Raw genomic sequence first — 23,132 nt, 5'->3', positions numbered from 1 at the left:
TTGATATCCAAGATAAAAAACAGACTTATAAATATCGCGACCGCTTAGAGAACATTGCTGTTCTTTACATGGAGCCGGATTTGGCCATTTACATCATCAAGACGGCCTGCGTTTGGATGGTAAATACTATGAGCAAGGCCCTATTTCCCAAGGAACCAGCCGATTTTTTATTATTGCAATTTTCTAAAAGTTTAGAAAAAAATCGAACCCTCGAAATGAATATTCAATTTAAAAAATTATTTCAAACTATCAAACAAGACAGCACTTTACTCCAGTTGCTGCAAAGCAATCAGCTGGAAGCAGCACTGACCATTTTAAAAAAGAAATCCTATTTTTTAGATTTTTTGCAAAAAAATGGCCATCTCACTAGTAACTGGGACATTCGTGAACCCACCTGGGAAGAAGATCCTATCAGATTGATGCCTTTCATTAAGGCATCGGTCATGAGTTTTGAAAACTCACTAGAAGAAAACATGCAAGGCAGACTAGAGGAACATAACCAATTTTGTGAGCAACTATTTGCTTCATTGCGTTTTCATCCCATGACGATGACATTTTTAAAAAAGCTTAATCACTTCATCCGAGAATTTATGAGGATTGATGAAGAACATCATTTTTATTGCTCGCGAGTGTTTAAAGCCACCCGAGCGTTTTATCATGAAATTGCTCGTAGCTTCGTGGCCGAACATAGAATCAAAGAAATTGATCAAATTTATTTCTTAACGGAAGAAGAAATAAAAAATGTTTTTCAAAATCAGACACCTATTGCACTTCATTTCCTGGCCACGAAAAGAAGAAGACAATTTCAAACCAGTCTCAATCAAATACCCGTGAGTTCTTACATAGGTGATTATATTGAACAGGAAAATATTAATGCCACCTTTACACAGGATGCCAGCGGAACCCTGTTTCACGGTGAAAGTGGCTCTCCTGGGATTGTCACCGGCAAAGTAAAAATTATCAGAACCATTGAAGACGCTAAAAAAATAAATCTCGGTGACATTATCGTTACCCAAAGTCCTAACCCGGTTTTTACTCCATTGTATTCTTTGGCGACAGGGCTTGTAACTTCTACAGGCAGTATTTTATCTCACGGAATTGTTTCAGCCAGAGAATACCGAATTCCGGCTGTTCTATGCATTGCCGGCATTGATAAATTACTTAGCGATGATCAAATCATTACGGTCAATGGCAATACCGGACAGGTTTATATGGAAGGAGAAACTTAACTTGGAGCGCCGTAAAATTACCACCCTTTGTTTCGATCTGGATGGAACGCTACTGGAAATGCATCGGATCTTTTCTTTTCCTTTATTGGCCATTACTATTTATCGTTTCTTTCCTGAAATTAGCATGCTCCGATTTCATGGAATTTTTCGCCAAGCTGTGCAAAAATTATTGAACAATACAACATCTGTTACAAACTTTAATGTGTTCATTGACTATTTAGTTGATTATTCAAAAAGCAAAAACAAGGTAACTATTGAGGGTTTGGTTCGCCAAATCCTTAACGAAGATTTCCCTCGCTTAAAATGTTTTTTTTATCCTATTCCGCAAAACAAAGAAATTTTGCTTTGGGCAAAAAAAAACAGCTATCGTATTATTCTTGCAACTAATCCGGTATTTCCGATGTCGGCAATCAAAACTCGCCTCGAAGCTGCCGGACTTCATTTAAATTATTTTAATGGCATTACCCATGCAGAAAATATGACAAGAACGAAACCTAGAGTAGAGTACTACCAAGAACTAGTGTCCAAATTTCAACTAACTCCTCACGAATGCCTTATGATTGGCAACGATCCCATAAAAGATTTGCCCGCAGCTACTGTGGGCATGAATACGTTTTTATTATCTACGCCCAAAAACCACGATGTGATTGCTAATCTTACTGATTCAAGGCTGAATGCCAGCGGAAGTTACCAGGATCTTATCAATTATTTACAAAATATGGATGGCCCTGAATGAAAACAATTGTCATTGCCGGCGCCGACGGCTCAGGTAAAACTACTCTCTGCAACGCTCTTGAGAAGTCACTACGCCTTCAGGGATATAAAGTTGAAGTGGCCACTATTTGGGATATCTTGGACAAAAATCTTTTTATTGCTCCTGTAAACAAACAGGGTATTGCAAAATATCTTCAAACCTTGTCTTGTCACGCAAGATCGCTTTTTTTATTTCATAGTATGGCCCAGGCCATTCATGTAGCACAAAAAGAAAACCCACAAATATTAGTCATCAATAGCTATTGGTATAAATACTATATCAGTGAAATTTTGCATGGCGCACTTCGCGATGATGTGGACGCGATGGTAAAAATTTTCCCTAAACCAAACTTGGTTTACTATTTAGATATTTCTCCTGTGACTTCACTTAAAAGAAAAGAGGTGATTTCAGGCTATGAAAGCGGCTATGAACGTGATAAGGAAAAAGGCTTTCTTACATTTCAGAAAAAAGCGCAGCAGGAATGGGATAAAATAAAACAGCCCAACTGGAAAAATTTAGATACCAGTTTAAGTATTGAGGATCTGGCGCGCACAGTTTTTGAAGACATCCAGAAGGAAATGTTGTTATGATTTATATTTTTATCAATACCCATTCGGCCAGTCAAGTTGCGCTCAAGAAGTGGCATCAGGTAGAGCAGATTCTGCAAGAACGGGCCATTAACTACCGACCTATTTTTACGACGGGAATTACCGAGCTCACCCAACAACTTAAAGAGATAGCTAAATTACCAGCCTGGGAAACGGCGGAAATCCAATTAGTGAGTGCGGGCGGAGATGGCTCCATTCACACTCTCCTAAACAAAATTTTTGAAATTTTTTCCGAACAACAGCGAAAAAAAATAAAGCTTGGGGCCATTAATTTGGGCAGTAGCAATGACTTTCACAAACCCTATTCTAACCTAGTAAAAGGTTACAGCTTGCGAATGTCTACCCAAAGCACTACTTACGATGTGGGGAGATGTTGCATGATTAATGGAGGAGGAGAGCCTAGGGAAGCTTTGTTTCTAGTCAATGCTGGCATTGGCGTAACGGCACAGGGAAATTATATCTTCAATACCAACCCCATAATCCACCATTTAAAAAAAATTAATTTTAATCTAGCCAATTTCTGTACGCTTATTCTTTTATTAAAAAATATCTTTCATCAGCGATTTTTTTTCGAATTAATCACCTCTAAGGACGAAAAAATAGTCTTTAATGAAATTATGTCAAATATGGGAATTCTCAAAACCCCGAACGTATCCGGTGGCATGAACTTTGGCACTCCAGTACAACGCAACGATCGTTTACTTGATTTTGTTTTTACCCAAAAAATGAATATGAGTCAGTTATTTTCTCTGTTCATTAAACTCCACCAAGGTGCCTTTCTTAAAGATAAAAACTCAGGTTTTCATTCTGTCACGTCTATAAAAGTTTCATCATTGACACCATTTTTATTGGAGATGGATGGAGAAATTATGGAGCCTGTGCGAGAAGCATTTTTTGATCTTCATGCCGAAACCATTCAAGTTTGTGACGTCTTATGAGTAAGCATTATACTATTTTAGGTATTGATGGCTCAGGAAAAACCGCGCTAGTGCATCGTCTCATGGCGACAACCAAGCTTGTTCAACATAAAACTACATTTATTAATGCCCCCAATTACCATGAAGCTTCGGACTCTCCTTTTAAAAATCTCTCTGAAAAATTGGAAATTTTTTCTTCGCTCAGTGATGAACTAAAGTCTTTTGAACTCAAAGGCGTTTCCCTTTACTTACAAGCAACGTTATTTGGTGTTATTGAGCAATTTTTTATTAATAACTGGCAACCGGAAATCATTTTATCCCAGCGTCATCCAGTACTTGATTCATTAGTTTATGGAGAACTTTATCGCCAACACATGAAAGGGATAGATACCAGTGCCCTGCATGATCAGTTATTATCAAAATTGCAAACTCGCCAAGTGCCTTGGGATTTTATTTTGCGGTGGTTTGAACTGCATAAACAGCGAACGAAGTCTCAATCTTCCATCTGGAATTTTTCCCAGGAAATTCTCGGGCTTTTTAAATTAGACTGGATGGATCTTATTGCTGAACTGCAATTTCGCTACCAAACGCAAATGCCCGATGGCATTATTTATATTTGTCCAAAAGTGAAAACGGTTTTAAATAAAATTGATACGCGCGCACAAGAGAGTCAAACTAATAAAGAATTGCATGAAAACTTAGCAGGACTTCGTGAGTTAGAGAAAAATTATCAAAGAATGCTCAAATTTATAAAATTCAATTTTCCTCATATTCAAATTTTTGAAATTACTGCTTATGATGACACGCAAACCGATAAGATAATTCAGTCACTAGGAAACCATTTATGAAAACCGTTCTTATTACCGGAACAAGTAGAGGAATTGGTCAATCGTTTTTAGAAGAGTTTGGTAATTATCCAGGATTTAAAATCTTGGCTGGTTTAAAAACACAATATGAAATAAAGACAGCGAAACAATATTCGCAAGTCGAATACTTTGTTTTGGATTATGGCAATAATCAGGATTTCAAAAAACTTGAATTTTATCTCCAGAAAAATCATCATTCTATTGATACATTAATTGCTAACGCGGGAATTTCCACTTGGGGCCCGATGCTCGACATCAATGAAGAATCCTTTAAACAAATTTTTGAAATAAATTTTTTTGGAACGACAAAATTAATCAAAACGGTACTTCCCTTTTTAGTGCCTCAGGGAAAAATTATTGCCATGGGCTCAGGGTCGGCAACCACGACCGTTCCTTTTATGGGCATCTATCCCATTTCTAAACTAGCCATTAATTACTTGATTACTTCATTACGCCGAGAAATGGTTCACCATCCCACCTATTACCAAGTTCAATTCGCCATTATACACCCGGGATCCATTAAGACGCCTATTTGGGATGGCGCCAAAGAATTAAGTTTCAAAACTAACTTTCCCTTTTATTCCAAGATAGCAACACTTGGATTAAAAATAATTGATGCCGACATGTCCAAATCTACCAAGCCAGTACAAGTCGCTAAATTATTTCATCAACTTATTCTAAAAAGAAAAATTAAATCCACTTATTACATAGGAAAAAATATCAATGTCATACGCTTTTTAAATCTGCTACCCAATGGTATGGTAGATTTTATATTTAAATGGGCATTTAAACTTCAGCTTAAATTTCTTTAGGGTGAATTGGAAGGCTCTACCTGGGAGCGTTTATCAAAAAGCAGGGAAATTTTTGCAAAATGGGGCCTTGAGACTAAGGCTCTAGCAGCACGGAAAGAGATCAGGGCTAGTAAAACCCCGGCGATGCCATCTAGCAAAAAATGCTGTTTGGTTGTTAGGGTAGAAGCGAGGATGAGACAAAGATTTACAAAAAAGAACAAGCGTTGAGACGGTACTTCTTCTTTGATCACAAGATAGAAAATGGTCGAATATGCCACATGCAAGGATGGAAAGGTGTTAATGGGGGAATCGACAAGATAGACCCAGGCCAAGAGTTGGTTGGAGATAGCGTCTCCACCAGAGATAACCGAGGGTCGTGGGTAGGCCATAGGAACTAACCAAAAGAATGCAAAAGCAACAAATCCCGAGCATAGGGTGGCTAGGAGCGCAGTGACGAGAGTTTCTGGGCTACGAGCTTTCTCAATGATATATGGGATGGGGAAATAAAGACCAATCAGGTAAATCCACACAGTCCATGGCCAAAAAGGAATGGATTCATCCACATGTAAATGGACAATGGGCACTATAGGGACGATAGGTGCATGAGAAATAAAATAATAGCCAATAATTAAAACAGTAAGACCCCCACCAACTAGGAACCATTTCTTTTGTCTAAAAGACAGGGCGCAAATCAATCGTTCCATAACTTCAAGCTCCATAAGATAATTGTACCTAATCAGATACGGAAAATTTGATCCTCGAATGGAATGTAGCTGCATTTTTGTAATTTTTATTATGCAATATCGAAATCACAGGTGTTCGTTTTAAAAACATGGACATGGACCTTTTTCCTATACATGCTAATGCTTAAAAAAAGAACATAATATCAAATACAGATGAAATTGTAAATCCTAAATTCCCGCCAACTTAGAAATGTTAACCTAATTAATTTTTCAGAATCATGTTTGACGGGCTTTTAAAAATTGGATATCAGTGTAGCTAAGTCGCCCCCCGTTAACTTTACCCGAAATGCTCCTATTGGCTTTTGGACCATCAAACCTAAATAGCGAAAATCAAATTTATTCAAAAATAATCTTGTTGTTACAAAATTCAACCCATATAATTGATCTAGGATTGGTCAATATGGAAGATTATCAAGAATCATAAGTCTACTTTTTTGCTTCTCTTAAGTCTTACTTGGATGTTCCCATCTAACATTTATAGAGAGAATAAACAATGAAAAGATCCCAAAATCAAACAAATGTAAAAGATAATTCAGAGCATAAAAAACCAAGAACAAGGGAAGAACATGCTTATAGCCCCCCTCCTCCTGCAACAACTCAAGAACAACAGGACACGATTCATTCCCCAATTCCTGAACAACCCGACAGTCAACCTGTTGAACTAATAGATCTTGAAGCTGAATCAGAAGCAATTGCAAGTGAATTCTCCATTCAAGTACAAACAGAAATCAGAAGAAACTGGAATAAATTCCTACACGAAATAGCGCAGTTAAAACCAGAGCAACTACCTGAGCATACTGTAAAAAAATTACAGGCTCGATATGACTTAGCGAATAATCATTTTCTAATATCCCCACCAAGACTTACAAGTACACTAAAAGGAGATACCCCATTAGCAAAACCTAAAAAAGCGAGTGGATTTCCTAACAAATACACGCAAGCACCACTCACCACCGCACATGGTCGAGCATCAGGAGCATTTAGGAAAAATGTACTCCCTAGCCCTAAAAGCAACGATGAGCCGATGGCGCTTGCCCAATATGCTACAGTTGTCAATGTTCCATTTACCAATACTCCGGTGAGAAATGAATATACCTTTCCGCGGGTAAAAGAGTATGAGACACATAAATCACGACAACTTTATTTACAAAAATATTATCTTCCTGTTGTACTCAATACAAAAAAGAGCGCCCGACAAAATGAAGAGGCAATCAAGGCACTCTTATATCTTTTCTCACATATGGTCAAAGAATCTTTAATCACTAAAACATCAAAAGTACTCTTACTGACCATGATAAATTACGAGTTAAAAAAGCTAAATATTCTCCCGTTAAATACGCCATTACAGAAAAAATTTTACTCACTCTTTGGTAGCATAAACAAAGAGGTAAAAGACACTGTAATTACCAGTAAATACTCTATTGATCCCAGTAGAAAATTACCAATTCGCCCCCCGATTCAAGACCGTGAAGGAAACTACAGACATCGGGAAAATGGCATCCAATTAATCTGGTTAAAACGAGGACCTACCGCAGAAAAACACCAACAAATTGACGAAGTCAATTATCCTATTATTAGAGAAAATACTAATGTCTATGATTTGGACACCGGGGAGTTAGTTGCCAGCTTCCGTAAAAAAGTAGTTCCTGATGATGCCATTGAGGGGATGAATAAATATGCGATGAATGCTACCTGGTATAATTTACAAAGCTGTGGTGCCCAAGGAGTTGAAGATCGCATTGAACGTAAAGCGAAAAATCAACGAAGAACCGCTTGTCGTTCAGCGGCATTAGGCATACTAGGCTTACCCATCCAAAACGTGACTATTTCTCATTATACGGGTCTAGATAATTATAATACTCAGATTGTTACCTATGCCGGGGCTGTCTTAAACGCTTTAGAGGCCACATATAAAGAAGTAGCAGCAAAAGAATATACTTATTGTAAACGCGTAATGAAACCTCTTGAAGAATATCGGATTTTTCCGGGTTCTGATGTAACCTGTGCTATAGAATTCAATTACGATAAGCAAACATTTACTCATACTGATGAGAATCAATTTCCAGGTAAATATCTAGGCTTTTTATCTTGTTTTTATGGCAGTAAGGAAAAACGTTATAAAGGAGGATATACAGCATTTCCCGAATATCAAATTGCCTTTGATGTGGAGCAAGGGGATTGTTTAATAGCAAACTTTGAGGAAGTAATTCATGCGAATACGAAAATCATTCCTTTAGATACACCAACAGAATTTGAGATTACACGACGTGGCAAGCACACCATTCCTAATTGGCATCGTATGACACTGGTTGCCTATACGCGAGGTCATCTATTAGAAAAAACGGAGCGCTTTAGTTATGAAAACTCAGACACTGAAGAGGAGCAAGATTTTAACGCACAAGTGGTTGCAGAAGAAATAGAAAATCCTCGCGTGGCACAAGAACGAGCTCGCATAGCTCCAACCCCATTTAGTTTCTTTATGAAGAGCGCGACAATAGAAGCTTCTTCCCGAGCCCGACAAAATGATGAAGAAATAGCTACATCTTTATACGAACAACGAAATCAATTAATTCCGCATCAATAAAACATCAATCGCTTACCCTCTTTATTATTCAGGAGAAAAAATAAAGAGGGCTTTTTCCCTTATCGTTTAGATTAAGGTATTTCAGAATACTTTTTTATGACTTATTTTCTGACTTTTTTCTTTGTTTTCTCACTTTGTTCAAAATGAACAAAGTTAAAGCCAATCCCGATAAAGCATAAGCACTAAAAGCAACAAAAATAACCCAAGATGGATTTGCTGCGATTGCAACAAATAAAACGATCATAACCAAGACATATAAAAAAGGCACCTTGCCCTTAAAGTCCACTTCTTTAAAACTATAATAACGAAAGTTGGAAACCATCAGTACCGACGCAACTAAAGATAAAATCGCGGCGAATATGGAAACAAACATGTTATGCCAGTCATTTTGATAACATAACCAGGCAAAAGAAGCCAGCACGGCGGCAGATGGCGGACAAGGAAGACCTTGGAAATAACGATTGTCCGCTGTTTCAAGCTGGGTATTAAAACGGGCGAGGCGTAAAGCCACGGCAGCAGTATAAACGAAAGCAACCAACCAACCGACCTTGCCCAAGTGACTTAAAGTTAAATTATAGAGTAATAGTGATGGAGCTACGCCAAAGGTCACCATATCGGACAAACTATCATACTGAGCACCAAATTCTGTTTGGGTATTGGTTAAACGGGCAATACGTCCATCTAAACCATCGGCGATCATACCAATGAAGATAGCAACTACAGCCACCTCAAACTGCCCTTTCATTGACGCAACCAGAGAATAAAATGCTGCAAATAAGCTGGCTGTAGTAAATAAATTAGGTAATAAATAAATACCTGAATGACTTTCTTTTTCCATTAATAATAACCTTCATTAAACGCTAAATAGCCCCAATCTGACATGATAGGGATAAAATTTACTTTTGCAAACACAAATATATTGCAATAAAACGAATAAATTTCAATACAGAAATCACCATTTGCTGTTATACTTAGCACACTGTATTTATATTGTATAGAATTATGGCCGATCCTCAAAATAAAACAATCATTATCGAAGGAAGAACAGCCCAAGGCAAAACGTTTCGTCCTAGTGATTGGGCAGAACGTATGAGCGGCTCTCTTGCCAGCTTTAAAAATTGCCGCATTCGTTATTCCCCCCTATTGCGTCCTAGCATTAATAGCGACGGATATCAATGCGTTCTACTCGACCCTAAGCTTAAAGAATCAAGTCCTTTGCTCTATCAATCAATTATGGATTTTGCCAAAGCAAATCATCTACGCATTTGTGGAGAAGAAGAGTAAAGCACCTCATTAAGGCTCACTCACTGAGTCTTAAAGCAAAGCACCAATAAATGCGCCAGGTTCCTCACGTTAAAAGCCTTGACTGTTCTTAAGAGCAACAGACCAAACAGCAATATTTCCCATAATAGTATTTAACATCCCTACGGTATTGTCGAAATTTATTGATAGAATACCCGCAATAATAAATACCAAGCCTTTGGGACCATGTTTTGCTCCAGGCTGACTTGCTTGCGCCACTAAGACACATCCACGTACAAACCATAAAATACCCGCAGTACGAATTAATAAGCCCATCGAGCTGTAGATATTGGTTGGATTATACGAAGTATAGGTTAAAACATTACCCACGCCAAAGGCAGTATTTGCTGCCAAATTAAGCGCCGAAGGCAAATAAACTAAAATTGCGCCAAATAATAAATACATCATTGGCGAGTACATCTTCTCTTGTGATGGCGATTGCGCACGGCGATCAGCGACTTTCAAGAACTTCATAACTGCAGTTATGAAGAATAACATACCCAATAAATAAGCCCCCCCGGTAATTAAACGCTGTATAGGGTATAAGGATTGGCTTATATTGCCTAAGATTGTAACCAAGTCATGTGTCGTATTCATAAGTTAATTATATGTCGTCAACCCTTGCATTGCATAATTTTTTCCTTATAGTTAGACACTTTATAACAAAAGTTGATATTTTTATGCAAATAAAGACCTTCCCTGTTACTTTAAAAGAATCATTTATGATTACGCCTAAGGTAAAACACTTTGTTTTTAACTGTGAGCTATCACCTCATTTTAGTTATGAACCCGGACAATTTATCACCATCCATTTTGAGCATGAAGGTAAAGCCTTAAAGCGCAGTTACAGTATTGCTAGCGAACCCAAACAAGATAACCAGATTGAATTTGCGGCCGGCTATTTTGCTAATGGGCCAGGCACTGAACTCCTTTTTAATCTAAAACCTGGGGACATTATTAATATTAGTGGTCCTTTTGGCCGTTTAACCATGAAAGATGAGCAGCCTGGCCGCTATATTCTCATAGCAACCAGCACTGGCATTACGCCCTACAGAGCAATGCTTACCGAGCTTGGCAGACGTATGGAGCAAAATCCTAATTTACAGGTTGTCATTCTCCAAGGGGTACAACGACGGGAAGAAATCCTCTATCCCAATGACTTCCATGCCTTTGCCCAAAAATACACGCAGGCAACCTTCTTACCTTATTTAAGCCGCCAACCGGCTGACGACTTGCTGGAAAACGAACGCCCTGGCTATGTACAACATGCCTTCCCTACCCTGAATTTAAATCCACAACATGATGTTATTTATTTATGTGGAAATCCAGGTATGATCGACGAAGCGTTTAACTATTTAAAAGAGCAAGGCTTTGCCATGCAACAAATTATTCGTGAAAAATACATTTCAAGATAACGACCAGGAGTAAAAACATTATGAGTTATGAAGAATTATCCGCCACTATGGAGCAAATGCTACAAGCAGGTAAAGGTATTTTGGCCGCTGATGAAAGCAATGGCACCATTGGCAAACGTTTCGCCTCAATCCAAACAGAAAACAACGAACAAAACCGTCGTGATTATCGCTTACTGCTGGCTACTACTCCCGATTTAGAACAATACATCAACGGCGTCATTTTGTTCGAAGAAACATTTGCGCAAACCGATGAACACGGAACGCCAATTGCAAAATTGTTTGCTGATAAAGGCATTGTACCAGGAATTAAAGTAGATAAAGGTTTAGTTGATTTAGCCAATACTGAAAATGAGCAAGTAACGCAAGGCTTAGATGGTCTGGCTGAACGTTTACAACATTTCAAAAAATTAGGTGCACGCTTCGCTAAATGGCGTAACGTATATTCAATTTCAGAATTTACTCCAAGTTTAACTGCTGTTAAAACCGGAGCAGAAAACTTGGCTCGTTATGCCGCAGCATGCCAAGCTGCCGGTATTGTGCCAATTGTCGAGCCTGAGGTTTTAATGGATGGTGAGCACAGCATTGAACACTGCGCGGAAGTATGCGAAATTGTATTGCATGAAGTATTCCATGCTTTATTCATTCACCAAGTGGAATTAGAACATATTATCCTAAAACCAAGCATGGTAACCTGCGGTAAAGCAAATACGCCATTTAGCGAGCCTGATGAAGTTGCTGATTTCACCATCAGTGTGTTCCGCAATAACGTTCCTGCTGCCGTACCAACCATTAATTTCTTGTCTGGCGGTCAAACACCACAACAAGCAACGGCTAATTTAAATGCAATCAACAGTATTGGGCATCAACCCTGGTCGCTCAGTTTCTCTTACGGTAGAGCATTACAAGAAGATTGTTTAGCTGCTTGGGGCGGTAAAAAAGAAAATATCCCCAGCGCGCAAGAAGCATTGTTAAAACGTGCGCGCTTAAACAGTTTAGCTTGCCTTGGTGAATACCAAAGCGATATGGAATAACATTAAAACGCGCTAATCTAATTTAGCGCCTTTTCCGCCCCGATCAGGCTAAGTAATTCATGCCCTTTGAGGCAAAATATAGCCTGAACGGATCACGGTAAAAACTAAGACGCTGCATTAAAGCCCTAATCGCTTAGCTCTGAAAAAATCCCTGCGCTAATCGACGAAAAGGCCCTCAACTCAACTCAACTCAAAACGAGCATAAAGCGGTAAATGATCGGACAGCATCCGCCAGGGTTTACCTTGCAAGCAAGCGACTTCCTGGACACGCATGCCACGAAAATAAACGCGATCGACGCACAATGCGGGACGAATTGCTGGAAATGAACGGGCATGTTGCCCTTCTAGCGAGACAAAAGCTTCTTCCACATTTAAATCCTCGGCAAAAGGCTGTGACAAAACATTACGCCAATCATTAAAGTCACCAGCCATCAATAAAGGCTCATTAAGTGGCACTACCTCTTTAATCCGACGCATAAGCGCAGTAGCTTGTTCTGCGCGTTCACGCTTAAAAAGACCTAAATGCACACACAATAAATGAACCGTCGCGCCATCCACCATTAACTGTGCGTGCAATATTCCGCGTGAAGCACGACGTATACTGGCCAGATTAATATTATCGATGCGTCGAAACGCATATTTACTTAAAATTGCATTGCCATGATGACCCGATTGATAAATAGCATTTTTGGCATATGCATAATGTGGCCATATATTTTCGGCAATGTATTCGCATTGCGGAGAGTCTGGCCATGCATTGATGCGTTTTTGTCGTTTTCTATGCTCACCTTGCACTTCTTGTAAAAAAACAAAATCAGGATTTAACTCCGTAATTGCTTCGCGCATTTTGGGCAGTAAAAAGCGAATAGCCCCGACCCCAAAGCCCTTATGAATATTGTATGTTATCAATGAAACGCTACGTACTGCTTGGTGCATGGATGTACCTTTTTCAGGTTTCTGTATTAAGCATAACACTAAAGTGGGTAAAAAAAATATCGGCAATCGTATATTAATCCATCATTGCGTAAATTTTTTGTCAGGGCTTATGAGCCCACACTATTTGATCTATACTGTGCTATATCACTATTTACTTGATAAAAAATAAATAAAATGCATGAAATTATCATTCAAATTCCAGGCTTTTCTATCGCCGGGAAAACCTGGGGAAGCCCGGAAAACCCTCCTATCCTAGCCTTACACGGCTGGCTGGATAATGCCAACAGCTTCGCACCTTTAGCTCCTTATCTGCAAGATGACTTTTATTTCATTGCCGCTGACCTACCTGGACATGGATATTCCTCGCATATTCCAGCAGGGTGTAATTATCATTTTTTTGATGCCATTTTCATCATTATCGAACTGATTAACGCACTGCAATTAGGCAAAGTACATTTATTAGGTCATTCAATGGGTGCCTGCATCAGCAGCTTACTGGCCGGCGTTGCACCACAACTACTGCGCTCCCTTTACCTTATTGAAGCATTAGGGCCATTTTCTGCTCCCGCGGAAACGACATGCCAACAATTGGCCGCCTATGCGCAATTTCTGAATCAACCCAGTAAAAAATCTAAAAGTTATGAACACTTTGAAAAGGCCGTTGTTGCACGTTCTGCTAAGGGTTATGTTTCTATGGACATTGCGCAAATACTTTGTGAGCGTGCTTTAATACAAACAGCCGGACGATATCATTGGCGACATGATCCCAAATTGCTAGTCACTTCCCCTTTACGGATGACAGAGGAGCAAATATTGTCTTGCCTTCGCCAGATTAGCAGCAAAACAGTGTTGTTATTAAGCAATGAAGGCTTTTCTTTTGATGCAGAGATTATGGCGAATCGCATTAAAACCGTAAATAATCTGATTGTGGAACGACTCGATGGCGGACATCATATCCATATGGAAAAGCCAGAAGTTGTAGCGCAACTTCTGGCTGATTTTTACCATGAATTTTAATTACTTAGAGCAAGAAGCGTAATTAATTGCAACTTCTTTTAATGAGGTTTTGATATCGTCTAGAGAATAACCCAGATCACTGGCAGCACTAATTATGCCACAACCACCTTCATCAAATGTTGAATAAGGGGTCCAGTAATCCATATTTGCTTTAACCATAACGTCAAATGCTAAACGAGTATTCCAATTTGGCTTGCTCGCCAGAATATAGAATAAATGGTTATACACACCACTGGAATAATGGACATCCAAACCACCATAATACTCGTCAGCAGTATCAATCGACTCACCATCACGGCTTGGCAAATCCATATAGCGCAACGCATCATAGCCACTGTCTTCTTTCATGATCTCACCGCCAATACTCCAACTATTTTTACCCATAGAGTAATATTCGGCTGCTTGCGCTGCCATGTCAGAAAATGCTTCATTCATACCACCTGATTGGCCATAGTATTCAAGATTAGAATGTTGTTCTGTAAAACCATGACTGATTTCATGACCACCAACTCCAAGCGAAACTAAAGGATACATCATGGTATCGCCATCACCAAAAGTCATTTGACGACCATCCCAATAGGCATTTTCATAACCCTCACCGTAGTGAACGCGCATAACTAATTGCATTGGCGAACCATCAGATTTAGTTAATGCCTCAACACCGTACCAATCATGATACATATGCTTAATTACATAACCGGCATACAGTGCATCATTTGTTGGTGAAGCAGCGCCATTGTCTTTATCATAGCCATCGCTTTTGTAACCAGTCAAATAAATACCTGCATCATTAGTTGGGCAATCGAACTTCATAGCTTTCGTTTTCGTACTGTATTTATGCCCCATATCAATTACCTTAACATTGGTATTTTCCATGAAACAAGATGCCTCAGATTCGTCACGAGTAATTTCCAGGTAAGGCAAACCAGTGCCATTATACTGATACACGCCTACTTTATGGTTTCCACCAAAACCACTACCATTTGCTGCAACTTTTTTAGTTTTTACATCATCCCATTGCACAAAAGGCTTATACGTTTGCGCATCAATAATCGCTGTTGGGCGTGCAGGAATTTTATCGGTATGAGTAACAAAAACACTTACTTTATAAGCCCAATGTGCTTGATGACTACCATCAAGATAAACCATTGGTGTAACCTGTGCGTCACTTAGTGCTTTCCCCACATATTGCGCCTTAAATTGTTCAAGCGCGGCAGGTGCATTATTTACAAAAGACGCACTTGGTTTACCCAATTCAGATTGCAAACCTTGATATACAACCCCGTTCATAGACACATTAGACTCAGCTGATGCCAATGATTTCATTGAATTTGCACTGTGCAAAATAGCATAACCACCAAAAACAGGGAATCCAGCATACTGTTGTTGCATACGTACATGGGTTATTTTATTACGATCCGTATGTTCGCTTACAAAGCTTAAACTATCAGTGGACGCAGCAATACCTTGCGTAGCCAAAGCGAATTTTTGTTTTAATTGAGCAATAGATGCTTTCTGTAAAGGCATGGGCTCTGCAGCTCGGACAGGGGATGCTATTCCTAAAGCCAAAGCAACCGCTAATGGGGACAAATAATAATTATGATGCATTGAAAAAACTCCTTAATTGCAACTCTAACTAATATATAAAAAGTAACTCTCCTCTGTTGAATCCATTCATCATCCTGATAATCCAAGCCATGGAATAACCTGTATAGTTTCAACAGAGAGTCACACCAAAAATTTTTGTTCAAATACCATTACAGCTCAACAAACTAATTCAAGCTAGCACAGTTTTATTGTTTTTGAAATTATTAATTGAATCGTCGGATTAAGGACAAAAACATAATTTACGCCCAATTTGAACAAATAACCGCTGATATGTCAAATAATTTCACGAAAGCAAAAATAGTTCGTTATGAAATAACTGGAGTCTATTGGGGGGCTTAAACGTGTTAAATTGGGCTTTCATCTGAAAAACTTGTAAGAAAAATCCAACTAACATGCTGAGATCGTGCCGATATCCTCGGAGATATATAGACAATCTCCTAAAGATAGGGCAAAATTTGCCAAAAATTATTCTATAATTACGGAATGATGAAAAAAATCCTGGTTTTACATGGCCCAAATCTGAATCTCCTGGGAACTCGAGAGCCGCTAGTTTATGGAGCTACTTCGTTAGACCAGATCAATACTCGTTTAGCCCAAGAAGCAACACGTGCTGGATTGGCACTATCTTATTATCAAAGCAATTCTGAAGGGGAGTTAATCGACACAATTCATCAGGCTGGAGCGAACAAAACAAAGTACATCATTTTTAATCCCGCAGGCTTCACCCATACAAGTGTCGCATTGCGCGATGCACTTTGTGCCGTTGCAATTCCATTTATTGAAGTACATATCAGTAATATTTATTCACGCGAAACCTTTCGTCATCATTCATACTTCTCTGATATTGCCAAAGGCACTATCAGTGGTTTAGGTGCGCAAGGGTATTCGTTAGCTTTAACCTCAATTATCGAAGAATTAGAGAGAATCAAATAATGGATATTCGTAAAATAAGAAAACTAATCGAATTGCTGGAAGAAACCGGCATTTCTGAAATTGAAATTAAAGAAGGTGAAGAATCATTAAGATTAAGTCGCCACAACACCGCCCCCATAGAGGCACCTCAAGTTCATTATGTTTCTGCCCCTGCATCACCTCGAGCCGAAATAGCAGCGCCAAGTATTGCGGCCGCTGATAGCAAACCTGCTGTGATTGTTGCTTCAGGACATAAAATCCGCTCCCCCATGGTCGGTACTATATATGCCTCACCATCACCAGAAAGCCCCCCCTTTGTTACTATTGGCCAATCAGTCAAAGTGGGCGATGTTTTATGTATTGTTGAAGCAATGAAAATGTTCAACGAAATCGAAGCCGATCGTGCCGGTAAAATTGTGGATATATTGGTCGCCAATGGAGAGCCGGTTGAATACGACCAGGTTTTATTTGTTATTGAATAGAGGGTGCATTTATGCTCAGTAAAATTGTTATTGCCAATCGCGGCGAAATTGCCCTTCGTATCTTACGTGCCTGTAAAGAACTAGGCATTCAAACTGTTGCGGTCCATTCTGATGTGGATAAAGATTTATTGCATGTTCGCCTGGCGGATGAAACCGTTTGCATTGGCCCAGCTCCAGCCCAAAAAAGTTATCTAAATATCCCGGCTATTATTTCTGCTGCCGAGATTACCGATGCGGTAGCCATTCACCCCGGTTATGGCTTTTTGTCTGAAAATGCCGATTTTGCGGATATTGTCGAACAAAGTGGTTTTAAATTTATTGGCCCACGTGGTGATACAATTCGTCTGATGGGCGACAAAGTATCTGCGATCCATGCCATGAAAGCAGCGGGTGTTCCTTGTGTTCCAGGCTCTGATGGTCCATTAACGGAAGATGATAACCGGAGTCTGGAAATTGGTCGTAAAATTGGTTATCCAGTGATCATTAAAGCCGCTGGCGGCGGCGGTGGCCGTGGTATGCGCGTAGTGCATAGCGAATCCAATCTTCTGAGCGCCATTGCACTAACCCGTAGTGAGGCAAAAGCCGCATTTAATAATGCCACGGTTTACATGGAAAAATTCCTGGAAAACCCACGCCACGTTGAATTTCAAGTACTCGGTGATGGCCAAGGCAAGGCCATTCATTTGGGAGAGCGCGATTGCTCCATGCAAAGACGTCATCAAAAAGTAGTGGAAGAAGCACCAGCTCCTGGCATTAGTGCCGAACTAAGAAAAGAAATCGGTGCCTCCGTGGTTAAGGCTTGCCAAGACTTAAAATACCGCGGAGCAGGAACTTTTGAATTTTTATATCAAGATGGCTGTTTTTATTTCATTGAAATGAATACACGGATTCAGGTCGAGCATCCAGTAACGGAAATGATTACCGGCATTGATTTAATTAAAGAACAAATCAAAATCGCCAGTGAACTACCAATGACATTGACGCAAGAAGACATCAGATTTCGTGGCCATGCCATTGAATGCCGAATCAATGCTGAAGATGCAAAAACTTTTATGCCTTCTCCAGGAACGATTAAATTATTACACCAACCTGGTGGACCTGGCATTCGCTTTGACTCCCATATTTACAGCAGTTACACTGTACCACCTAATTATGATTCCATGATTGGTAAATTGATAAGCTATGGCGAAACCCGTGCCGAAGCAATTGCCAGAATGCGTAATGCGCTTGATGAAATCATTATCGATGGCATAAAGACTAATATTGAATTACACCAACGTATTCTTCATGATCAATCCTTTATTGCTGGCGGTACCAATATTCACTATCTAGAAAAAATGCTGAAGGATTAATGCTGTGTGGTTTCAATTAAAAATAGAACATTGTCCGGTTGCAGAACTAGAAAAACTAAGCGCCGAATTGGAAGAGTTTGGTGCCTTATCTATTATGCTCACCGATAAAAACGATAATCCAGTTCTTGAACCCGAACCTGGGACTACGCCTTTATGGCCTGAAGTCATTATTCAGGCCTTGTTTCCAGAGGCCATTCAAGCACAATTCACACGCGATAGCCTAGCCCAAAGCTATCCAGAATTAAGTTTAAGTCTAGAAGTTTTAGAAGACCGAGACTGGGAACGCGCGTGGATGGATGACTTTAAACCACAGCGTTTTGGCAAGCGTTTATGGATATGTCCAACCTGGTCAACGCCACCTGAACCTGGCGCCGTTAATTTAATGCTCGATCCAGGCTTAGCTTTTGGTACGGGGACACATCCAACTACCTCTTTATGCCTAACCTGGCTTGAGCAGGCGGAGCTTAAACGCAAATCGGTCATTGATTATGGTTGTGGCTCCGGCATTCTTTCCTTAGCGGCATTAAAATTAGGCGCCGAACAGGTATATGCGGTAGATATTGATCAACAAGCTCTGCAAGCTACCCAAAATAATGCGCTAACAAACAATCTAAATGCTCACAATCTACATGTTAGCTTTCCTGATGAACTAAGCACCCCAGTGAATTTAATCATTGCCAATATCTTATTAGCGCCATTAATTACGCTAAAAGAACGTTTTCAGCAATTATTACATCCAGATGGGCAATTGGTAGTCTCCGGTTTACTGAGCGAACAAGCACCGATGCTCATAGCAGCTTATGAGTCATTGTTTCTTTTGGTCGGTCAAAAAGAACTCAATGGATGGTCATTATTAATATTTGCGCGTAAATAAGGTAATTTTTAATGCCTCATCCCCCCAGGTTCTCCGCGTTTAAACCACGAAGAGCGTTGCTCAGTGTCTCTGATAAACGCGGGATTATTGAGCTGGCACAAGCATTACATCAGCAAGGCATAGAACTGATTGCAACCGGTAATACCAGCGCCTTACTCAAAGAGCATGCATTGCCCGTAACTGAAGTAAGCGAATATACCGGCGTTCCTGAATTGCTGGATGGCCGGGTTAAAACCTTACATCCAGCAATTCATGCCGGTTTATTAGCGCGCAGAAAAAAGGATGAACCCACCTTAAAACAACATGCAATCGAGCCCATTGATTTACTGGTAATCAATTTATACCCCTTCGAACAAACCATTAGTCAAATTGACTGCAACTTTAGTGACGCCATAGAAAACATTGATATTGGCGGCCCAGCCATGATTCGCTCGGCAGCCAAAAAACCATGCCCATACCTTTGTCGTTGTAAAACCCGAAGATTATGCTGAACTCATTAACCACCTAACAAACCAAAAGGCGCCTACAAATTGGGGGTTTACACTCGCCAAAAAAGCCTTTGCCCATACGGCCGCCTACGATGCAGCAATCACCAATTACCTGACCGCCCTGGATGAACAATTCACGCCCAGCGGTTTCCCCGAAATACTTACCTGTCAGTTTAATAAGCTGACTGATTTGCGTTATGGCGAAAATCCACATCAGCAAGCAGCATGCTATACCGACAAAAATATAAGTCATGGTTCACTTGGCGCCGCCAGATTAATCCAAGGCAAACAATTATCCTATAACAATATTTTAGATGCGGATGCCGCTTTAGATTGTGTTAAATCATTTGCTCTGGATAAACCTATTTGTGTCATTGTCAAACACGCAAGCCCCTGCGGCATTGCCGTTGCCGAAAGTGCTCTTACTGCCTATTTAAAAGCGTATCAAAGTGATCCTACCTCGGCTTATGGCGGCATTATTGCCTTTAATCAAACCTTGAATGCCGAAGTAGCCAAAGCGATCCTCGAACGACAATTCGTGGAAGTCATCATCGCTCCAGAAATCAATGCCGAAGCAAAATCAGTCCTTGCCAATAAAGAAAATATCCGTGTTCTGATCACCGGGGCTTGGCCACCCGCCAACGTATTTCGTTTAAATATGAGAAAAATTGATGGCGGCATCTTAGTGCAAGAACAAGATTCATTTTCACTAGACAGTTATGAATTTAAGACCGTCACTCGTCGTCAACCATCAGAACAGCAGATGAACGATTTACTCTTTGCCTGGTTGGCCGTCAAACATGTGAAATCAAATGCCATTGTTTATGCAAAGGATGGAGCCACCATCGGTTTAGGAGGAGGGCAAACCAGCCGCGTTATGAGCGCCCGCATTGGCCTTTGGCAAGCACAACAAATGGGATTTGCTACGGAAAATTCGGTTATGGCATCAGATGCTTTTATCCCCTTCCCCGACACGATAGAACTTGCCGCACAGGCAGGGGTTTCTGCCATCATTCAACCTGGTGGTTCGATAAGAGATGCGCAAATTATTGCCTGTGCGCAAGCACAGGGCTTAGCTATGGTTTTCACTGGAATCAGGCATTTCAAGCATTAATATTAAATCATGCGTTTTAAACAAGCAAAATTTATGAAAAATAACAGTTCATTTTGCCAGAACAAAAGGCAACATAGATGCGTTAAACAAATTTATTAAATCCCAAGATTACTCATATTGGATAAGATAAGGATAAATATCGCTTTAGTCGTATGCAAGCTCAATTGAGAAGAACACTATAAACCTTGCTAAATCAAAAGAAACGCACCAAAATAAGAAATTAAACATTATTTGTCTTTCAGGAGTTTAGGATGACCCATGACAAAGAGTTTGGTGATTTGCTGCAAGCGGTTGCTGAAAAAAGTCTACAGATCATTAATGACATACAATCCAAACCGCAACAGCTTTCTGCTCTAGTAGAACGATACATTGACTTAACTGAACATTTCCAAAATGTGGTTTCCGTTATTTTAAAAAATCCCGAAAAACTCTGGCAAATGCAATTGGCTTATTGGGAAGATGCCATGAAACTGGCCCAGACTCAATTTACTCATTGGTTAGAAGGCACGTCAATGCCGATTACTGACTCGCGCTTCAGTAGTGAGGATTGGCTGCATAACCCATTTTTCAATCTGCTAAGCCAGCAATATCTTTTAGCTAGCGAACATATGAATCGTTTATTTGCACAAATGGAGTATCCTGATAAAAATTTGGCAAAACGCCTGCAATTTTTTACGCGACAGTATTTAGATGCTTTATCACCCGCAAATTTCCTATATACAAATCCGCAGTTGATGGATGAAACCTTGAAAAGTCATGGTAAAAATTTACTACATGGCTTGCACAACCTCTTATCCGATTTAGAAGTAGGTTCTGCACGTCTCATAATTAAAATGACCGATACTGATGCCTTTAAAATTGGTGAAAATTTAGCAATTACGCCTGGAAAAGTAGTATTTAGAAATGACATGATGGAATTAATTCAATACACGCCGCAAACAGCTAAAGTTAAATCAATACCTCTATTAATTATCCCACCATGGATTAACAAATATTATATTTTGGATTTAAGTCCTCATAATTCATTAATTCGTTGGCTCGTAGAACAAGGCATTACGGTCTTTATTATTTCCTGGATCAATCCAGACGCCAGCTTTGCGCAAAAAGGCTTATACGAGTATTTAAAAGAAGGTCCCCAAGAGGCCATTCGTGTAATTCAAAGCCAACTGCGTGTAGATCAGGTTAATACCTTGGGATTCTGTATTGGTGGCACCTTATTATCCCTCTTGCTGGCTTACAATAAAGCGCATCAAGATAACTCCATTCACAGCGCTACGTTTCTAGCCTCAATGATAGATTTTAGTGATCCAGGCGACATTGCCGTATTTATTGATGAGCAACAAATTCAAAAATTAGAAGAAGAAATGAAGTCCAAAGGCTATCTTGCGGGGAAATTCATGGCTTCAAGTTTTAACTCATTAAGAGCAAATGACTTAATATGGTCTTTTTTCATTAAAAACTATCTGCGCGGTAAAAACCCGGTTCCGTTTGATATTTTGTATTGGAACTCAGATTCAACCAACATGCCTGCAACCATGCATTCTCAGTATTTAAGATGGATGTATCTCCATAATGATCTGGCTAAGCCTAATAAAATTCACATCAATCATACTCCCATTGATGTCAGTAAAATTGATGTGCCGACCTTTTTCCTCTCCACTGAAAAAGATCATATTGCGCCATGGAAAACAACCTATATTGGTTTTCAACTAATGAGTGGCCCCAAAAGTTTTGTTTTGGGAGGTTCAGGGCACATCGCCGGCATTATCAACCCACCCTCGGTGACTAAATACGGCTATAAGGTTAATAACAGCACCTCATCCACAGAGGAAGAATGGATAGAAGGGGCCGTAGAACATGTAGGTTCCTGGTGGCCTGAATGGGTTAAATGGCTGAACGAGTATTCAGGAAAAACCATCCCGGCTCCAGACTTTAGTAAATTGCCTTATACACCGATAATGGATGCTCCAGGCAGTTATGTGTTGAAAAAATAATGCTGCTGTAAAGATAGTTGGCTGTAAGTGAAGGTGTTGCTCCTAAAATTCACAACAATAATGCACGGATAGGTACAACTGTTAGGTCAAATGCCCCCTAGGGGGCAAACGAGCC

General features: G+C 39.8%; 21 protein-coding genes and 1 pseudogene. 17 read left to right on the top strand and 5 right to left on the bottom strand.

The window, feature by feature from the left end:
* The 6 genes from LDG_RS19750 to LDG_RS15755 all read left to right on the top strand — a co-directional run.
* Nucleotides 1-1,229 (top strand): PEP-utilizing enzyme (locus tag LDG_RS19750; protein WP_040536245.1); only part of this gene is annotated, 1,229 nt, incomplete at its 5' end.
* A 1-nt stretch (nt 1,230) separates the two neighbouring features.
* Nucleotides 1,231-1,965 (top strand): HAD family hydrolase, encoded by a 735-nt coding sequence (locus LDG_RS18690; protein ID WP_006872443.1) that lies wholly within the window; start codon nt 1,231-1,233, stop codon nt 1,963-1,965.
* Nucleotides 1,962-2,573: a dTMP kinase gene (locus LDG_RS15770; RefSeq protein ID WP_006872442.1), complete on the top strand. Its 612-nt coding sequence runs from the start codon at nt 1,962-1,964 to the stop codon at nt 2,571-2,573. The genes LDG_RS18690 and LDG_RS15770 overlap by 4 nt, the downstream gene beginning before the upstream one ends.
* On the top strand, nt 2,570-3,529 hold the full coding sequence (locus tag LDG_RS15765) for a diacylglycerol/lipid kinase family protein (protein ID WP_006872441.1): 960 nt from the start codon (nt 2,570-2,572) through the stop codon (nt 3,527-3,529). Before LDG_RS15770 ends, LDG_RS15765 begins: the two co-directional genes overlap by 4 nt.
* Nucleotides 3,526-4,356 (top strand): hypothetical protein, encoded by an 831-nt coding sequence (locus LDG_RS15760; RefSeq protein ID WP_006872440.1) that lies wholly within the window; start codon nt 3,526-3,528, stop codon nt 4,354-4,356. The genes LDG_RS15765 and LDG_RS15760 overlap by 4 nt, the downstream gene beginning before the upstream one ends.
* Entirely contained in the window at nt 4,353-5,186 is an 834-nt protein-coding gene (locus LDG_RS15755; RefSeq protein WP_006872439.1) for an SDR family NAD(P)-dependent oxidoreductase, read from the top strand. The genes LDG_RS15760 and LDG_RS15755 overlap by 4 nt, the downstream gene beginning before the upstream one ends.
* Here the strand turns inward: LDG_RS15755 and LDG_RS15750 are convergent.
* The gene (locus tag LDG_RS15750; protein ID WP_006872438.1) at nt 5,183-5,869 is read right to left on the bottom strand and encodes a phosphatase PAP2 family protein; all 687 of its coding nucleotides are present in this window, start codon (nt 5,867-5,869) and stop codon (nt 5,183-5,185) included. The two genes, LDG_RS15755 and LDG_RS15750, sit on opposite strands and share 4 nt — an antisense overlap.
* 532 nt (nt 5,870-6,401) lie before the next feature.
* Here LDG_RS15750 and LDG_RS15745 point away from each other — a divergent pair.
* Nucleotides 6,402-8,492, top strand: a complete 2,091-nt coding sequence (locus LDG_RS15745) for a hypothetical protein (RefSeq protein WP_006872436.1) — start codon at nt 6,402-6,404, stop codon at nt 8,490-8,492.
* Nucleotides 8,493-8,586: 94 nt separating this feature from the next.
* Here LDG_RS15745 and pssA read toward each other — a convergent pair whose 3' ends face one another.
* Nucleotides 8,587-9,330, bottom strand: coding sequence for a CDP-diacylglycerol--serine O-phosphatidyltransferase (pssA, locus tag LDG_RS15740; RefSeq protein ID WP_006872435.1), 744 nt, complete (start codon nt 9,328-9,330; stop codon nt 8,587-8,589).
* A gap of 164 nt (nt 9,331-9,494) precedes the next feature.
* Between pssA and LDG_RS15735 the strand changes: the two genes are divergently transcribed.
* On the top strand, nt 9,495-9,776 hold the full coding sequence (locus LDG_RS15735) for a DUF3579 domain-containing protein (RefSeq protein WP_006872433.1): 282 nt from the start codon (nt 9,495-9,497) through the stop codon (nt 9,774-9,776).
* A 69-nt stretch (nt 9,777-9,845) separates the two neighbouring features.
* On the opposite strand, the gene LDG_RS15730 is transcribed toward LDG_RS15735, so the two are convergent.
* A complete protein-coding gene (locus tag LDG_RS15730) occupies nt 9,846-10,391 on the bottom strand; it encodes a hypothetical protein (protein ID WP_040536242.1) in 546 nt (181 codons plus the stop codon).
* An 83-nt stretch (nt 10,392-10,474) separates the two neighbouring features.
* On the opposite strand from LDG_RS15730, the gene LDG_RS15725 reads away from it, so the two are divergent.
* Both LDG_RS15725 and LDG_RS15720 read left to right on the top strand, forming a co-directional pair.
* Nucleotides 10,475-11,209, top strand: a complete 735-nt coding sequence (locus LDG_RS15725; protein ID WP_006872431.1) for a ferredoxin--NADP reductase — start codon at nt 10,475-10,477, stop codon at nt 11,207-11,209.
* A 20-nt stretch (nt 11,210-11,229) separates the two neighbouring features.
* Nucleotides 11,230-12,240, top strand: coding sequence for a class I fructose-bisphosphate aldolase (locus LDG_RS15720; protein ID WP_006872430.1), 1,011 nt, complete (start codon nt 11,230-11,232; stop codon nt 12,238-12,240).
* A gap of 180 nt (nt 12,241-12,420) precedes the next feature.
* Here the strand turns inward: LDG_RS15720 and LDG_RS15715 are convergent, their stop codons facing one another.
* Nucleotides 12,421-13,176 (bottom strand): endonuclease/exonuclease/phosphatase family protein, encoded by a 756-nt coding sequence (locus LDG_RS15715; RefSeq protein WP_040536239.1) that lies wholly within the window; start codon nt 13,174-13,176, stop codon nt 12,421-12,423.
* A 174-nt stretch (nt 13,177-13,350) separates the two neighbouring features.
* On the opposite strand from LDG_RS15715, the gene LDG_RS15710 reads away from it, so the two are divergent.
* Nucleotides 13,351-14,193: an alpha/beta fold hydrolase gene (locus LDG_RS15710; RefSeq protein ID WP_006872428.1), complete on the top strand. Its 843-nt coding sequence runs from the start codon at nt 13,351-13,353 to the stop codon at nt 14,191-14,193.
* Here the strand turns inward: LDG_RS15710 and proA are convergent, their stop codons facing one another.
* Entirely contained in the window at nt 14,194-15,801 is a 1,608-nt protein-coding gene (proA, locus tag LDG_RS15705; protein WP_006872427.1) for a zinc metalloprotease ProA, read from the bottom strand. It lies immediately after the preceding gene.
* Between the two features lie 486 nt (nt 15,802-16,287).
* On the opposite strand from proA, the gene aroQ reads away from it, so the two are divergent.
* From aroQ to LDG_RS15675, 6 genes and pseudogenes are all read left to right on the top strand, one after another.
* Entirely contained in the window at nt 16,288-16,734 is a 447-nt protein-coding gene (aroQ, locus tag LDG_RS15700) for a type II 3-dehydroquinate dehydratase (RefSeq protein WP_006872425.1), read from the top strand.
* A complete protein-coding gene (gene accB, locus LDG_RS15695; RefSeq protein WP_006872424.1) occupies nt 16,734-17,195 on the top strand; it encodes an acetyl-CoA carboxylase biotin carboxyl carrier protein in 462 nt (153 codons plus the stop codon). The genes aroQ and accB overlap by 1 nt, the downstream gene beginning before the upstream one ends.
* 11 nt (nt 17,196-17,206) lie before the next feature.
* On the top strand, nt 17,207-18,547 hold the full coding sequence (accC, locus tag LDG_RS15690) for an acetyl-CoA carboxylase biotin carboxylase subunit (RefSeq protein WP_006872423.1): 1,341 nt from the start codon (nt 17,207-17,209) through the stop codon (nt 18,545-18,547).
* A gap of 4 nt (nt 18,548-18,551) precedes the next feature.
* Entirely contained in the window at nt 18,552-19,421 is an 870-nt protein-coding gene (gene prmA / locus LDG_RS15685; protein WP_006872422.1) for a 50S ribosomal protein L11 methyltransferase, read from the top strand.
* Between the two features lie 11 nt (nt 19,422-19,432).
* Nucleotides 19,433-21,023, top strand: a pseudogene (gene purH / locus LDG_RS15680) (bifunctional phosphoribosylaminoimidazolecarboxamide formyltransferase/IMP cyclohydrolase).
* 251 nt (nt 21,024-21,274) lie between these two features.
* Nucleotides 21,275-23,017 carry a PHA/PHB synthase family protein gene (locus tag LDG_RS15675; protein ID WP_006872419.1) on the top strand — a complete coding sequence of 581 codons (1,743 nt, stop codon included), beginning with the start codon at nt 21,275-21,277 and terminating at the stop codon, nt 23,015-23,017.
* Nucleotides 23,018-23,132 lie beyond the last annotated feature (115 nt).

This window comes from Legionella drancourtii LLAP12 (assembly GCF_000162755.2).
In the GTDB taxonomy this organism is placed as follows: Bacteria; Pseudomonadota; Gammaproteobacteria; order Legionellales; family Legionellaceae; genus Legionella; species Legionella drancourtii.
This window is presented reverse-complemented; position numbering and strand designations above follow the sequence as displayed.